The following is a 15,224-nucleotide window of genomic DNA, read 5'->3' on the forward strand; positions in this document are numbered from 1 at the left end:
CGGTGTCCTGGACTCGCGGGTGTTTTTCGGTCTTCAAGGAGGATCCATGCCAGGCTCAGAAAACCCCACTGTGACTGGCTGGCGAAAGGTCTCGCGGTTCTACCGCCGGCCGCCCGGCTTCGGCTGGTTCTTAGCCCTGACGGCAATTCCCTTGCTACTGGCGCTGATTGGTTACGGAATAACCGATCGCTCCAAGCTCGACGTCAACGGACCGAATATCAATGCGCCGAACGTCGCCGCGCCGACGCTGTCGGTGCCGAGTTTGGGGCATGTCCTTCGCCCCGTTGGCGATTCTGCGCAACGGCAACGTCATCACTCTCAACGGGGACCTGCCTGACATCGCCACTCGGACCGGACTGTTCGACATGCTCAAGGGGGTGTTCGGCAACGGTGTGCAGCTGGTCGACAACCTCAACATCAAGGCCGGCGTCACCGCACCCGACCTGTCCAGTCTGGGAGCGGTGTTCAAGGCCGCAGTGTCCATGCCCGACTTCAAATTCAAGATCGTCGGCGACACCGTCACGCTGATCGGAACCGCGGCGTCCGATGCGGTCAAGTCCGCCGTCGCGGCGGCGGCGACAGCGGCGTGGCCGAACCTCAAGCTGCTCAACAACATTGAGGTCTCGGCTGGCGAAACCCAGGCGGCCCCGAGCGCGACCGGGACACCGACACCGACTCCGACGCCAACTCCGAGTCCGGCCGGTGACTGCAGCAATCTGCAGGCCGACATCACCGCTGCGATGAGCACGCCGGTCAGGTTCGTCACCAACGGCTACACCCTGGCGGCGGGCACCAGGGACCAACTGAGCCGGGTAGCGGAGAAGGTCAAGGGCTGCCACAACGCCCGCATCGCGGTCAACGGCTACACCGACAACACCGGCAACGACGCCATCAACGTTCCGCTGAGCAGCGCCCGTGCCAAGTCGGTCGCCGACTTCCTGGTGGATCACGGCGTCCCTGCCAACACCGTCACGTCCAAGGGGTTCGGATCGGCCGACCCGGTCGCCAGCAACGCGACACCGGACGGTCGTGCCCAAAACCGGCGCGTCGTGATCACCGTGAGCTGAGGAGGATCTGCAATGGATTTCGTCATTCACTGGCTGTGGTATCTGCTGGCATTCGCGGTGGGCTCGGCGGTGGCCTGGTTGCTCACGATCGTCTCGATCCGCCGCACCAGCAAGGAAGAAGCCGTTGCGGCGCTACCCGGCTCGCGTGAGATAGGAGCCCACTGATGCACGGCGTCAATTGCTGGTTGATGGGACTGTCATTTCTGTTGGGTCTGCTGTTGACCTTCGCTTTCACCATCCGGTGGGTCAAACGCGAGGTGCCGGTATCGGCATCCGGTGCGGCCGGCCCCGCGGCGAACGCACCCACAGCCCCCATCCCGGCCGCCGGTGCGAGCACCGGTTCGGGCTCGACAGCGAAACTCGCCGGCGGCACCCTCCCCTCGGAGGCCGAGACCGCCACGATGGCGATCGGTGGAGCGCCCTACGGTGTGGGGTCGGCACGTGCCGGTGCCGGCGGTGTCGGCCCGGCCGGCTGGACGATTAAGGGCAACGAGGACTCGATGCTCTACCACACCACGGACAGCCCCTGGTATGACCAGACGATCGCCGAGGTGTGGTTCGCCCAGGAGAGTGCCGCCGCCGCAGCAGGATTCACCCGCTGGGACAAGGGCCGGGCCAAGAGCGGTACAGCCAAGCTGGTGGCCGACATCGAGGAGGTGCCGCCCGGCCCCTACGGTCCGGGATCGACCAAGGCTGGTCCCGGGGGCACCGGTCCGGTGGGCTGGACGGTCAAGGGCAATGAGGACTCCATGCTCTACCACGCTCCGGCGAGCCCGGCCTACGACGCGACGATCGCCGAGGTGTGGTTCAAAGACGAGCAGACCGCCGCGGCGGCCGGCTTCCAGCGCTGGGACAGCTGGCGCAAAAAGAAGAAGTGACGCTTCGAGCCGGATGTACTCAGCTCGGTGGCGGAAGCCGCAGCAGCAGGCGTACCCCGCCCAGCGGGCTGTCTTCTAAAGACGCTGTGCCGCCGTGTAGCCCGGCTTGCTGAGCCACCAGGGCCAGCCCGAGGCCGGATCCCGAGTGCGACGCGGTGGACCCGCGGGAGAACCGCTCGAAGACGATGCGGCGCTCTTCCTCGGGAATCCCGCCACCGTTGTCGTCGATGGCGATCTCCACGCCGTCACGCGAAGTGACCGCCGACAACTGCACTTGCGTGGCTCCGCCGTGTTTGACCGCGTTGGCGATCGCGTTGTCCACGGCCAGCCGCAGGCCGGCGGGCAGCCCGACGATGATGCAGGTCGGTGACGGCACCAGCGAGACGTTCAGGTCGGGGAAGACCCGCATCGCGTCGTGGGCCGCCCGGTCGAGCAGATCGGTGATGTCGACCGGCACGTGATCGTCGGAGGTGGACAGTTCGCCCTGCGCCAGCCGCTCCAGGGCCGACAGTGTCGCCTCGATCCGGGTCTGGGTCCGCACGACGTCGTTGAGAACTTCCTTGCGCTGGTCGTCGGGCAGGTCCAGGGTGGTCAGCACCTCGAGGTTGGTGCGCATCGCGGTCAGCGGGGTGCGTAGCTCATGGGAGGAGACGGCGGCGAAGTCACGAGCGGAGGCCAACGCCTCCTGAGTGCGGTCGCGCTCTTTCCAGATCCGCTGCAACATGCCGCGCATCGCCTCGGCGATCTCTACGGCTTCGGTGGCCCCGCGCACCTCGATCTCTGGCCGCTCGTCGCCGGCGTCGATCGAGCGGGCCTGCTGTGCCAGCCGTCGCAGCGGCCGGACCGCGAAGGCTGCCAACAGCCAGCCCAGCACCGCGGCCGCCCCGATCGCGAACGTGCACAGCAGCAACACCCGCCGGTGCAGGTTGTTGGTGTCGGCGATGGTGGCGTCGTAGGTGGCCCCGACCGCCAGCGACCGCGGCCCCGGACCCGGGATATCGACGGTGCGCACCCGGTAGCGCACGCCGTCGATCTCGGTGTCGGCGTAGCCCGGCTCCAGCTCCGGCAGCACCACCGTGGAGTTCGACGTCACTTCGTTGGCCCGCCGCAACGTGATCACCGCGTCGTTGGCGCCGGCCGCGCGGGGCAGCTCGCCCAGGCCGATCAGCGGGACGGTCAGCCCGGCCGCCTCGTCGAGCCGGCGGTCCAGCCAGTACTTGCGGTCGTTGGTGATACCGACCCACACCAGCACGCCGATGATGACCGTCACGATTGCGGTGCCGATGGCCGTCGCGAACACCACCCGGGTCCGCAACGACGGTGTTCTGGCGAAGATGCGCCGCAGCAGTTTCATGACATTCATGGTGGTCCTCACTGCGTTCGCAGGACGAAACCGACGCCGCGCACGGTGTGCAGCAGCCGCGGAGCGCCGCCGGCCTCCAGTTTGCGTCGCAGGTAGCCGATGAACACGTCGACGACGTTGGTGTCGGCGGCGAAGTCGTAACCCCAGACCAGCTCGAGGAGCTGCGCGCGCGACAGCACCGCGGTCTTGTGTTCGGCGAGCACGGCCAACAGGTCGAACTCCCGCTTGGTCAGGTCCACGTCGACACCCTTGACCCGGGCGCGCCGGCCCGGGATGTCGACCTCGAGCGGACCCACCGTGATGGTCTCCGAGGAGGAGCTGGCCGCCGACCCGCGCCGCCGCAGCATCGCCCGAACCCGGGCCACCAGCTCGGCAAGCACGAACGGCTTGACCAGGTAGTCGTCGGCGCCGGCCTCAAGCCCGGCCACCCGGTCGTCGACCGAACTGCGCGCGGACAACACGCAGACCGGCACGTCGTCACCCATGGCCCGCAGTGCCGTCACCACACTCACGCCGTCGAGCACCGGCATGTTGATGTCGAGCACGATGGCGTCGGGCCGGGCCTCCTTGGCGCTGCGCAACGCCTCGGCGCCGTCGGCCGCCGTCGCCACCTCGAAGCCGGACAGTCGCAGTCCGCGTTCCAGTGAGGCGAGCACGTCGGAGTCGTCGTCGACGACCAAGACCCGGGGGGAAGCAGCGGGGTTGTCCATGGTGGCCATTTTGCCTGAACATGGCCGTCGAGCGCGGGATGCGCCGCGGGTCGCCCACATCAATCTAGGGTCGATCCGTGAATTCGGGTTCCGCGCTGCGTAGCCTGCTGCCTTACCTGCGCCCCTACCGGGTGCGCTGGGTCGCCATGGTGACGGTGGCCGTGCTCAGTCTGGTCGCCACCGTGGTGATCCCGCTGATGACCAAGGCCGTCATCGACGGACCGGTGGCCCACCGGGACCAGCCCGGGCTGTGGGTGCTGGGTACGGCGGCGACCGCGCTCGGGGTCATTGAGGCGCTGCTGTTGTTCGTGCGGCGCTGGCTGGTCGCGCCCACCACCATGGGCGTGGAAGCCGACATCCGCAAGGACCTGTACGCGCGGCTGCAGATCCTGCCGATGACCTTTCACGGCCGCTGGCAGTCCGGCCAGCTGCTGTCGCGGATCATGAACGACCTGTCCGCCGTGCGGCGCTTCCTGTCGTTCGTGGTGGTGTTCCTGGTGCTCAATACGGTGCAGATTCTGGCCGTCACGACGATTCTGCTGCTGCTCTACTGGCCGCTGGGTGCGGTGGTATGCGCATCGCTGATCCCGGTGATGCTTGCGGTGCAGCACTTCCGGCGCCAGTACACCCGGCTGACGCGGCAGGCGCAGGACCAGGCCGGTCAGGTGGCCACCGTCGTCGAGGAGTCCGCGCTGGGTCTGCGCACCATCAAGGCGTTCGGACGCGAGGACTACGTGTTTGCGCGCTTCGACGCCCAAGCCGCAAAGCTGCGCGACCTGGGCGTCCAGAAGGTGGTGGTGTCGTCAAAGTTCTGGACCCTGTTGGAGGTGATCCCGAATTTCACGCTGATCGGGGTGCTTGCGGTCGGCGTCTACGCGGCCGGGCATCACCTGGTCACGATGGGCACTCTGGTCGCGTTCGTCACGCTGATGCTCTCGCTGATCTGGCCGCTGTCGTCGTTGGGCTTCCTACTGTCGGCCACCCAGGAGGCGATGACCGCCGCCGACCGGATCACCGAGATCTTCGCTGCGCCCCTCGAGATCACCGACGGTGACGACCCGGTGCCGCCGTCGGGCCGGCTGGAGTTGCGCGACGTCGGCTTCCGTTTCGCCGATGCCGGTCCGGATGCGCCGTGGGTGCTGCGCGGGGTCAATCTCACCGTCGAACCCGGCGAGACCGTCGCCCTGGTGGGCGCCACCGGCTCCGGGAAGTCGGTGTTGGCGATGCTGCTGTCCCGGCTCTACGACGCACAGCAGGGCCAGATCCTCATCGGCGGCCGGGACGTCCGGACGCTGACGCTGGCGGCGTTGCGCTCGGCGGTGGTGACCGCCTTCGATGACCCCACCCTGTTCTCGATGTCGGTGGCCGAGAACCTGCGGCTGGGCCGGCCGGAAGCGAGCGATGCGGAACTGGCCCGCGCCCTGGCCGTGGCTTCGGCAGATTTTGTCTACGACCTGCCGTCCGGGCTGGACACCCGGATCGGGGAGCAGGGCATGAGCCTGTCGGGCGGACAGCGCCAACGGCTGTCGTTAGCCCGGGCCCTGGTGGCGGCGCCGACGATCCTGGTGCTCGACGACACCCTCTCGGCCCTGGACGTGCACACCGAGGCCGCCGTCACCGAAGCGCTGCGCCGAGTGCTGGGTTCGGCCGCGGACGCGGGCCGGCCGCCGATCACCGCGCTGGTGGTGGCCAACCGGGCGTCCACCGTGGCGTTGGCCGATCGGGTGGCGTTGGTCGAGGGCGGGACCATTACCGCGGTCGGTACGCACGCCGAGCTGCTGGCCCAGGTGCCGCGGTACCGCTACCTGTTGGCGGCAGACGACGAGCTCGACGACGGCGCCGAACACCTCGTCGACTGGGTGCTCCGGTGACGGCCGAGCCGGGCGGGGCCGCGGCGCGGACCCTGCTCTGGTCTTTGTTGCGCCCGTATCGGTTTGCGGCGCTGCTGATGGTCGTGGCCATTGTGGTGGAAAACGCTGCCCGGCTTGCGGTTCCGCTGCTGGCGCAGCGCGGAATCGACCGGGGAATCCCGCCGATCGCCGCGGACGGCTCGATCCGGCAGCTGAGTCTGATCGTGACCGCGCTCGCGGTGGTGGTGTTCACGCAGGCTGTCAGCCGGATGCTCTTCCTGCAGTGGTCGGGCAAGATCGGGCAGCAGATGCTGCTGGAGCTGCGGCGGCGCGTGTTCGGCCAGTTTCAGCGCCTGGACGTGGGATTTCACGAGCGCTATACCTCGGGCCGGGTGGTCAGCCGGTTGACCAACGACGTCGACGCGATCCAGGAGATGCTGCTCACCGGGTTCGACGGCCTGGTCGGCGCCGCGCTGACGATGGCAGGCACCGCGGTGCTGCTGGTCGTGCTGGACTGGCGGCTCGGTCTGATGTGCCTGATCGCCTTTCCGGTGCTGGTGGCGTTGCTGCGATGGTTCCGGGTCGAATCGTCGAAGAACTACGCCGCGATGCGCGAGCATGCCGCGCGGGTGATTGTGCAGTTCACCGAGACCATGAGCGGGATCAAGGCGGTACAGGCCTATCGCCGCGAGGCTCGCAATCAGGAGATCTTTGCCGGAGTCGCCGACCGCTACCGTGCGGTGAACGAGAAGGCGTTCAGACTGGTCGCGATCTTCTCGCCCGGGGTAAAGCTGGTCGGCAACCTCACCACCGGTGTGGTGCTGCTCTACGGGGGCTGGCGAGTGTTGCACGGGCACATGACGATCGGAACCTTCACCGCGTTCCTGCTCTATCTGCGGATGTTCTTTGAACCGATGCAGGGCATTTCCGAGTTCCTCAACACCTTCTCCTCGGCGACCTCGGCGCTGCAGAAACTGGCCGGGGTGCTGGCCGAGACGCCCGCCATCAAAGACCCGGTCGACCCACCCGGCCCAACGGCCGCGCCGGAACAGGTGCGCGGTGAGATCGACTTGTGCGACGTGCATTTCGGCTACCGGGACGGCCAGTCGGTACTGGCCGGTCTGTCGCTGAACATCCCGGCCGGTCAGACCGTGGCGCTGGTCGGCAGCACCGGAGCCGGCAAGTCCACCATCGCCAAACTGATCGCCCGGTTCTACGACCCGGTGTCGGGAGCGGTGACGCTGGACGACGTCGACCTGCGAGCGTTCGGCCAAGCGGCGCTGCGCCGCCACGTCGTGATGGTCACCCAGGAGAACTTTCTGTTCACCGGCACGGTCGCCGACAACATCCGGTTCGGCCGCCCCGGCGCGACCGACGCCGAGGTGGTCGCCGCCGCGACGAGCGTGGGCGCCGATACCTTCATCGCCGCCCTGCCCGACGGCTACCACACCGACGTCGCCAAGCGGGGCGGGCGGCTCTCGGCCGGCCAGCGTCAACTGGTGGCGTTCGCCCGCGCCTTCCTCGCCGACCCGGCGGTGCTGATCCTCGACGAGGCGACGTCATCGCTGGACATCCCCGGTGAGCGGATGGTGCAGAAGGCGCTGCGCGGCGTGCTGGCCGGCCGGACCGCGCTGGTGATCGCCCACCGCCTTTCCACGGTCGAGATCGCCGACCGAGTTCTGGTGATCGAAGGTGGCCGCATCGTCGAGGACGGGCCGCCGGCTGAGCTGATTCGCGCCGAGGGCCACTACGCCGCCCTGCACGACGCGTGGCTGCGCTCGTTGGCCTGAACGGCAGCCGCGAGCACCCCGCGGCGGGTTAAATCCACGTGAATTTTAATGCACCGACCTGCGAACATGGCGCCGCCGGGCGCAAAGATCCCGCAAACGCAGGACTTTCCAAGGTGGCTGCCCACTTAGGCTTTCTCGGTGATGGTCACATCGAACGTTAAGGCCGCCAAGAAGGCCGAAGCTGCCAAGGCAGCTGCGTGATCGGTTCACCTACCGCGCAGGGTTTGGCGTTGGCGTCGGCCACCAGTTTCGGGATCAGCGACTTCGTGGGTGGTGTCGCGTCGCGGCGGGTCGCCGCGCTTCGCGTGGTTTTGGTGTCCACCCCGGTCTCCATGGTGATGCTCGGAATGCTTGCCCTGATTGGCGGCGGGCACATCACGACGAGCACCGTCATTTTGGGCATGCTCGGTGGACTCACCCAGGCGCTGGGCATCTGGTGGTTCTACGCGGCGATGGCCGCGGGCCCGATCTCGGTGGTATCGCCGCTGGCAGCGGTGGTGGACGCCGGCGTGCCGGTGTGCGTCGGCCGGCTGCTGGGGGAGCGCCCCGGGATGCTCGCCAGCGCAGGTATCGCGGTGGCCTTGGGCGCGGTGGTGTTGATCAGTTGGCACGCCGGCGACGACGGCGTCCACCGGCCGGGGCTCACCCACCGCGTGCTGTGGTTGACGGTCGCCTCGGGGGTGGCCCTGGGGTTGAACTTCGTCTTCCTGGACCGCACTCCGTCGGATTCGGGTCTGTGGCCCCTGCTGTTCGCGCGTGCCGCGGCCACCGTCCTGGTGATCGCCGTTGCGGCGCTGAGCCGCAATCTGAAGGCGCCGACGGGCACACCGCTGCGGCTGGCGTTCCTGATCGCGCTGCTCGACACTGCCGCCAACGTCACGATGCTGTTCGCGTTGAAGCTCGCGCTGCTGTCACTGGCCAGCGTTTTGATCTCGCTATACCCGGCCGCCACGGTGATCTTGGCGGTCGTCCTGCTGGGGGAGCGGGTGCGTCTCCGGCAGGTGGTGGGGATGGTGCTGGCGGGAGTGGCCGTGGCGATGATCACCGGTTAGTGCCATCAGGCATTCCGATCCGGCGGTAGCGCTCTAACCGGGCCGCCATCCGCTGCTCGGCGGGCACCCCGCGCAGTGCTGACAGCTCGACGGCGATGGCCTGCGACATTCGCTTGGCGAAGTCGATCGGCTCCTCGGTGGCATCCGGGTGCTCGCCGACGATCACATCCACGATCCCGTGGGCCTGCAGATCCGCCGAACGGATGCCCTGCGCCGCGGAGAGTTCCGGGGCGTGCCGGGTGTCGCGGTAGACGATGGCACTGGCGCCCTCTGGCGGCAACGGCGCCAGCCAGCCGTGCAACGCCGCCAGCACCCGATCCGCCGGCACCATCGCCAGCGCCGGACCGCCACTGCCCTGGCCCAGCAGCACCGACACCGTCGGTACCTCGAGCGTGACCAGTTCGGCCAGGCACGCCGCGATCTGGGCCGCCAATCCGCCCTGCTCGGCCTCCACCGACAGCGCCGGGCCTGGGGTGTCGATGACCAACACCAGCGGCAGCCGCAAGCCCGCGGCCAGCGCCATGCCGCGGCGGGCATCGCGCAGCGCAACCGGGTCGGTCAGCCGATCTGCGCCCCGCAGCTGCCCCAACACCACGGCGGGCTGGCCGCCGAAGCGTGCCAACGCCAGCAAGATTGTGGCACCGCGTTCGATGCTGCCGGTGCCCGACAGGAAGACCCGCTCGGTGGCGCCGTGGCGCAGCAGAAACCCGACGCCCGGCCGATCCGGACGTCGCGACGCGCACACCGAGTCCCACGCGGCGATGTCGGGTATCGGCTCCGGGTCCGGCTTCGGGGGTGGGGGACCGGGGTCGTCGAGCATCACCTTCAGCGCCCGGGCGCAGATGCGTCGCAGCCACTTCAGCGGGATCACGCCGTCGATCACCCCGTGGGCCTGCAGGTTCTCGGCGGTCTGGACGCCCGGCGGGAACGGGGCACCGTAGAGCTGTTCGTAAACCCGTGGCCCCAGGAATCCCACCAGTGCGCCGGGCTCGGCCAGCGTGACGTGCCCCAGTGAACCCCAGGAGGCGAACACCCCGCCGGTGGTGGGGTGGCGCAGGTAGACCAGATAGGGCAGGTGAGCGCGTTTGTGCAGCTCGATCGCGGCGGCGATCTTCACCATCTGCAGGAACGCGACGGTGCCCTCCTGCATCCGGGTGCCACCCGAACTGGGCGACGCCAGCAGCGGCAGTCGTTCGGCGGTGGCCCGCGTGATCGCGGCGGTGATCCGCTCGGCCGCCGCCACCCCGATGGAGCCGGCCAGGAAGTCGAAGTCGCTGGCGATCACCGCGACCCGCCGGCCGTTGATCCGGCCCTCGCCGGTGAGGACCGCCTCGTCGCGGCCACTGGCAACCCGGGCCGCGGCCAGCTCGGCGGCATAACCCTCGCTGATCGGCACGGCCAGCGGCGCGACGTCCCAACTGAGGAAAGAGCCGCGATCCAGCACCGCGTCGCGCACTTCCTCGGCCCCGGTCCGGCTCACAGATCGAGGCTAATAGGCTGGTTCGTCATGATCGGTGTTACCCGCGATGAAGCCGTCACGACTATCGAGTTGCAGCGCCCCGAGCGTCGCAACGCCTTGAACTCCCAGCTCGTCACCGAGTTGCGGGAGGCGGTTCTGGACGCCGCCACCCACGACGTCCGGGCGATCGTGCTGACCGGGCAGGGCACGGTGTTCTGTGCCGGCGCGGATCTGTCCGGTGACGCGTTCGCCGCTGACTACCCCGATAAGCTGATCGCCCTGCACCAGAGCATCGCCGACGTCCCGGTGCCGGTGATCGGCGCCATCAACGGCGCCGCGATCGGCGCCGGCCTGCAATTGGCGATGGTCTGTGACCTGCGGGTGGTGGCCCCCGAGGCGTTCTTCCAGTTCCCGGTCGCCAAGTACGGCCTGGCGCTGGACAACTGGAGCATCCGGCGGCTGACCTCACTGGTCGGCTACGGGCGGGCCCGGGCGATGATGCTGACCGCGGAGAAGCTGCCCTCCGACGCGGCGCTGCTGACCGGGATGGCCAACCGGATCGGCACCCTTACCGACGCGCAGGCCTGGGCGCACGAGATCGCCGGGCTGGCGCCGCTGGCGCTGCAGCACGCCAAGCGGGTGCTCAACGACGACGGCGCCTACGAGGAGCAGCAGCCGGTGCACAAGGAGCTGTTCGACAAGGCCTGGGGTTCCCAAGACGTCATCGAGGCCCAGGTGGCGCGCGTCGAGAAGCGGCCGCCGAAGTTCCAGGGCGCTTAATCGCGACGGAGCCCGCGAGCCGCCACCATAGACTCGTCGTCATGCTGCGTGGAGCACTTCGACTGGCGGGAACCACAGCGTCGCTGGCCGCTGGCGGCTGGACGCTTCGAGCGCTGCGCGGTACACCCGCCGCGTTGGGCGCGGCACCCACCGCGATCGATGCGGTAGCCACCCGATCGGCGAACTATCGCGACGGGGTCTTCCACAACATCGAACGCGCTGCCATGGTCAACATGGATCGGGAACAACAGCGGCTGATGGTCCGCGAGCTGTTCGCCGACCGCGTCGGGCGACGGCCCGCGGCGCCGATCCCGCTGGAGGTGCCCGACTTCAGCGTCGACGTCGAGCCGCTGGCGATCACCTGGCTGGGGCACGCGACGGCCCTGGTGGAGATCAACGGCTATCGCGTGCTGACCGACCCGGTCTGGAGCGAACGCTGCTCGCCGTCGGATGCCGTCGGGCCTCGACGGCTGCACCCCCCGCCGGTACGACTCGGGGCACTGCCCGCGGTCGACGCGATCGTGGTCAGCCACGACCACTACGACCACCTCGACATCGACACCGTCACCGCGCTCGCCCGCAGCCAGTGGGCGCCGTTCGTCGTCCCGCTGGGCGTCGGGGCGCATCTGCGTGCGTGGGGCATCCCCGCGGAGCGGGTGATCGAACTCGACTGGGACGAGCACACCACGCTCGGCGATCTCACCGTGACCTGCACCCCGGCGCGGCATTTCTCCGGGCGATTCCTGACCCGCAACCAGACGCTGTGGGCATCGTGGGTGATCGCCGGTCCCGAGCACCGGGTCTACTTCGGCGGCGACAGCGGCTACACCGGCAGCTTCGGCACGATCGGCGCCCAGCACGGCCCGTTCGACGCCACGCTGTTGCCGATCGGGGCCTACAACACCGCCTGGCCCGACGTCCACATGAACCCGGAGGAGGCCGTCCAGGCGCACCTCGACTTGAATGCTTCGGCGTCGGGTCTGCTGGTGCCGATTCACTGGGGCCCGTTCCGGTTGGCGCCGCACCGCTGGGCCGAGCCGGTGGAACGGCTGCTGGTCGCCGCCGGCGCCGCGGGAGTCGCCACGGCGGTGCCCAAGCCCGGCGGTTCAGTGAGGCTCGACGGAGGAGAGGCGAAGCTGGGACCGCCGCATGAACCCGGCGGCCGGGTACTTCCTGACGCCGCCCCTGCCGACGCGTGGTGGAGGCTTTAGCGCCATGACCAGGTGGGCGGCTACGGCCGGGGTCACTGCGCTGGCCGTTGTGCGCGGTGACACCAACACGGTGGACCTGGAGTACTTCGATCACGACAAGCTGGGAAGGTTCACCCGTTGACGGCAGCGCGAACCGCAGGACTCACTGACACCGAAGTCGCCCAGCGGGTCACGCAGGGCCAGACCAACGACATCCCCGCCCGCGCCGCGCGCAGCGTCCGCGAGATCATCCGGGCCAACGTCTTCACCCGGATCAACGCGATCCTGGGTGTGCTGTTGGTCATCGTGCTCACCACCGGATCGCTGATCAACGGGCTGTTCGGTTTACTCATCGTCTTCAACAGCGTCATCGGCATGGTGCAGGAGATCCGGGCCAAACAGACACTGGACAAGCTGGCTATCGTCGGGCAGGCGAAACCATTGGTGCGCAGGCAGTCCGGGACACAGCAGCTTCCGCCGGGACAGGTGGTGCTCGACGACGTCATCGAGCTGGGCCCCGGTGACCAGATCGTCGTCGACGGCGAGGTGGTGGAGTCCGCCGACCTGGAGGTCGACGAGTCCCTGCTCACCGGTGAGGCCGACCCGATCGGCAAAGGCCTCGGCGACCAGGTGATGTCCGGCAGTTTCGTGATCTCCGGCAGCGGTGCCTATCGGGCCACCCGGGTCGGTCGCGAGGCCTATGCGGCCAAACTGGCCGAGGAGGCCAGCAAGTTCACCCTGGTGAAATCCGAACTGCGCAACGGGATCAACCAGATCCTGAAATTCATCACCTACCTGTTGATCCCGGCCGGACTGCTGATCATCTACACGCAGCTGTTCACCACCGACGTGGGCTGGCGGGCATCGGTGCTGGCGATGGTGGGCGCCCTGGTGCCGATGGTTCCCGAGGGCCTGGTGCTGATGATGTCGCTGGCGTTCGCGGTCGGGGTCGTGCGGCTGGGGCGACGGCAGTGCCTGGTGCAGGAACTGCCCGCGATCGAAGGCCTGGCCCGCGTCGACGTCGTCTGCGCCGACAAGACCGGCACCCTCACCGAGAACGGGATGCGGGTAGCGGAGATCGCCGAACTCGATGGTGCCCAAGGTCTTCCGGTACGCAAAGCGCTGGCCGCGCTGGCCGCCGAGGACGCCCGCCCCAACGCCAGCATCCAGGCCATCGCCGAGGCATTTCCGGCATCTCCGGGTTGGACGTCGAGCGCCGGTGCGCCGTTCAAGTCGGCCACCAAATGGAGCGGTGTCTCTTTTGTCGAGCACGGCAACTGGGTGATCGGGGCACCCGACGTGCTGCTCGAACCGTCCTCGGCGGCCGCCGAGCAAGCTGAACGGATCGGGGCACGCGGCCTGCGGGTGTTGTTGCTGGGGGTCTGCGACCAGCCTGTTGACCATCCCGAAGCCCCGGGACGAGTGACGCCGGTGGCGCTGGTGGTGCTGGAGCAGAAGCTGCGTCCCGACGCCCGCGAGACTTTGGATTATTTTGCCGCGCAGGAAGTGTCGGTGAAAGTCATTTCCGGCGACAACGCGGTCTCGGTGGGCGCGGTGGCTGCCGAGCTGGGGTTGTCCGGGGACGCGATGGATGCCCGCAAGCTGCCTACCGAACCGGACCGACTGGCCGGTGCGCTGGAGGAACACACCGTGTTCGGCCGGGTGCGCCCCGATCAGAAACGGGCCATGGTGCACGCCTTGCAGGCGCACGACCACACCGTGGCGATGACCGGCGACGGCGTCAACGATGTGCTGGCGCTCAAGGATGCCGACATCGGTGTCGCGATGGGAGCGGGTAGCTCGGCGGCTCGATCGGTGGCCCAGATCGTGTTGCTGGACAACAAATTCGCCACCCTGCCCTACGTGGTGGGGGAGGGGCGCCGGGTGATCGGCAACATCGAGCGGGTGGCGAATCTGTTCTTGACCAAGACGGTGTATTCGGTGCTGCTCGCGCTGCTGGTCGGGCTGGTCGGGCTGGCGTCGGCACTGTTCGGCACCAAACCGTTGCTGTATCCGTTCCAGCCGATCCACGTCACGGTCGCGGCATGGTTCACCATCGGCATCCCCGCGTTCGTCCTATCGCTCGCACCGAACAACGAACGGGCGCATCCCGGCTTCGTTCGGCGGGTGATGAGCGGGGCGCTGCCGGCCGGCGTGGTGGTGGGCATTGCCACCTTCGCGTCCTACCTGGTGGCCTACCGTGGCAGCGAAGCCACCTCGGTCCAGCAGATTCAGGCCTCTACCAGCGCGTTGATCACGTTGCTGACCACGGCGGGATGGGTGCTGGCGGTGGTGGCGCGGCCGTATGAATGGTGGCGGCTGCTGTTGGTGATCAGCTGCGGGTTGGCCTATGTGGCGATCTTCGCGATGCCGCTGACCCGGGAGAAGTTCCTGTTGGACCCCTCCAACGTGGCATTGACGCTGATGGCGCTCGGCTTCGGAGCGCTCGGAGCGGCCGCCATCGAGGCGATGTGGTGGGCCAGGGGCGGCATGCTCGGTGAGCGGCCGAAGTTGTGGCGGGAATCGGCACCGACCACAATGACCCAGCGATAAACCGTGACACAAGGGGAAAGAACGACATGGCTAAGCTCTCCGGATCCATCGACGTCCCGCTGCCTCCCGAAGAGGCCTGGGCGCACGCTTCGGATCTGTCCCGCTACAAAGAGTGGCTGACCATTCACCGGGTGTGGCGCACTGTGCTGCCCGAGACCCTGGACAAGGGCACGACGCTGGAGTCGATTGTCGAGGTCAAGGGCATGCTCAACAAGGTCAGGTGGACGATCGTGAACTACAAGCCGCCCACCGGCATGACGCTCAACGGCGACGGCAAGGGCGGAGTCAAGATCAAGTTGCTGGCCAAGGTCGCGCCGGAAGGCGACGGCTCGAAGGTCAGTTTCGACGTGCATCTGGGTGGCCCGGCATTGTTCGGACCGATCGGCATGCTGGTGGCCGCCGCGCTCAAGACCGACATCAACGAGTCGTTGCGCAAGTTCGTCACGGTTTTCGCGCCGGGTTAAGCGGTTGCACGCCCTGCCATCCCGTAGCTAAGGTGGCGGGCGTCCACTCACGGGAGGTTATGGAATGA

The 15,224-nt window shown here is 68.2% G+C and carries 12 protein-coding genes and 1 pseudogene; 10 read left to right on the top strand and 3 right to left on the bottom strand.

Features of this window, described 5'->3' with window-relative positions; all coding sequences use genetic code 11:
* The first annotated feature begins 46 nt into the window (after window positions 1-46).
* The 3 genes and pseudogenes from arfA (at window position 47) to arfC (ending at window position 1,945) form a co-directional block, all read left to right on the top strand.
* Window positions 47-1,067: pseudogene (arfA, locus tag BN4346_RS25350) on the top strand (channel-forming protein ArfA/OmpATb).
* A gap of 12 nt (window positions 1,068-1,079) precedes the next feature.
* Window positions 1,080-1,232 carry a channel accessory protein ArfB gene (gene arfB, locus BN4346_RS48015; RefSeq protein ID WP_096867443.1) on the top strand — a complete coding sequence of 51 codons (153 nt, stop codon included), beginning with the start codon at window positions 1,080-1,082 and terminating at the stop codon, window positions 1,230-1,232.
* A complete protein-coding gene (gene arfC, locus BN4346_RS48685; RefSeq protein ID WP_078058410.1) occupies window positions 1,232-1,945 on the top strand; it encodes a channel accessory protein ArfC, sunset domain variant in 714 nt (237 codons plus the stop codon). Before arfB ends, arfC begins: the two co-directional genes overlap by 1 nt.
* A gap of 19 nt (window positions 1,946-1,964) precedes the next feature.
* On the opposite strand, the gene BN4346_RS25370 is transcribed toward arfC, so the two are convergent.
* Entirely contained in the window at window positions 1,965-3,299 is a 1,335-nt protein-coding gene (locus tag BN4346_RS25370) for a sensor histidine kinase (protein WP_067967626.1), read from the bottom strand.
* 17 nt (window positions 3,300-3,316) lie between these two features.
* The gene (locus BN4346_RS25375; protein WP_046283624.1) at window positions 3,317-4,018 is read right to left on the bottom strand and encodes a response regulator transcription factor; all 702 of its coding nucleotides are present in this window, start codon (window positions 4,016-4,018) and stop codon (window positions 3,317-3,319) included.
* Window positions 4,019-4,095: 77 nt separating this feature from the next.
* On the opposite strand from BN4346_RS25375, the gene BN4346_RS25380 reads away from it, so the two are divergent.
* The 3 genes from BN4346_RS25380 (at window position 4,096) to BN4346_RS25390 (ending at window position 8,710) form a co-directional block, all read left to right on the top strand.
* Window positions 4,096-5,889 (top strand): ABC transporter ATP-binding protein, encoded by a 1,794-nt coding sequence (locus tag BN4346_RS25380; protein ID WP_067967352.1) that lies wholly within the window; start codon window positions 4,096-4,098, stop codon window positions 5,887-5,889.
* On the top strand, window positions 5,886-7,658 hold the full coding sequence (locus BN4346_RS25385) for an ABC transporter ATP-binding protein (protein ID WP_235653514.1): 1,773 nt from the start codon (window positions 5,886-5,888) through the stop codon (window positions 7,656-7,658). Before BN4346_RS25380 ends, BN4346_RS25385 begins: the two co-directional genes overlap by 4 nt.
* Before the next feature lie 197 nt (window positions 7,659-7,855).
* Window positions 7,856-8,710, top strand: a complete 855-nt coding sequence (locus BN4346_RS25390) for a DMT family transporter (protein WP_208863210.1) — start codon at window positions 7,856-7,858, stop codon at window positions 8,708-8,710.
* Here the strand turns inward: BN4346_RS25390 and BN4346_RS25395 are convergent.
* On the bottom strand, window positions 8,700-10,190 hold the full coding sequence (locus tag BN4346_RS25395) for a carboxyl transferase domain-containing protein (protein WP_067967359.1): 1,491 nt from the start codon (window positions 10,188-10,190) through the stop codon (window positions 8,700-8,702). The genes BN4346_RS25390 and BN4346_RS25395 overlap by 11 nt on opposite strands.
* Window positions 10,191-10,217: 27 nt before the next feature.
* Here BN4346_RS25395 and BN4346_RS25400 point away from each other — a divergent pair, with 27 nt between their 5' ends.
* The 4 genes from BN4346_RS25400 to BN4346_RS25415 all read left to right on the top strand — a co-directional run bounded on the left by BN4346_RS25400 (window position 10,218) and on the right by BN4346_RS25415 (window position 15,156).
* Window positions 10,218-10,949, top strand: coding sequence for an enoyl-CoA hydratase (locus tag BN4346_RS25400; protein ID WP_067967363.1), 732 nt, complete (start codon window positions 10,218-10,220; stop codon window positions 10,947-10,949).
* A gap of 41 nt (window positions 10,950-10,990) precedes the next feature.
* Window positions 10,991-12,160, top strand: coding sequence for an MBL fold metallo-hydrolase (locus BN4346_RS25405; RefSeq protein ID WP_067967366.1), 1,170 nt, complete (start codon window positions 10,991-10,993; stop codon window positions 12,158-12,160).
* A gap of 117 nt (window positions 12,161-12,277) precedes the next feature.
* Complete coding sequence (locus tag BN4346_RS25410; RefSeq protein WP_067967368.1) at window positions 12,278-14,692, top strand: cation-translocating P-type ATPase; 2,415 nt, start codon at window positions 12,278-12,280, stop codon at window positions 14,690-14,692.
* A gap of 26 nt (window positions 14,693-14,718) precedes the next feature.
* Entirely contained in the window at window positions 14,719-15,156 is a 438-nt protein-coding gene (locus tag BN4346_RS25415) for a type II toxin-antitoxin system Rv0910 family toxin (protein WP_067967369.1), read from the top strand.
* The last annotated feature ends 68 nt before the right edge of the window (window positions 15,157-15,224 follow it).

Origin of the sequence: Mycolicibacter icosiumassiliensis (genome assembly GCF_900078685.2) — a bacterium.
Taxonomy (GTDB): Bacteria; Actinomycetota; Actinomycetes; order Mycobacteriales; family Mycobacteriaceae; genus Mycobacterium; species Mycobacterium icosiumassiliensis.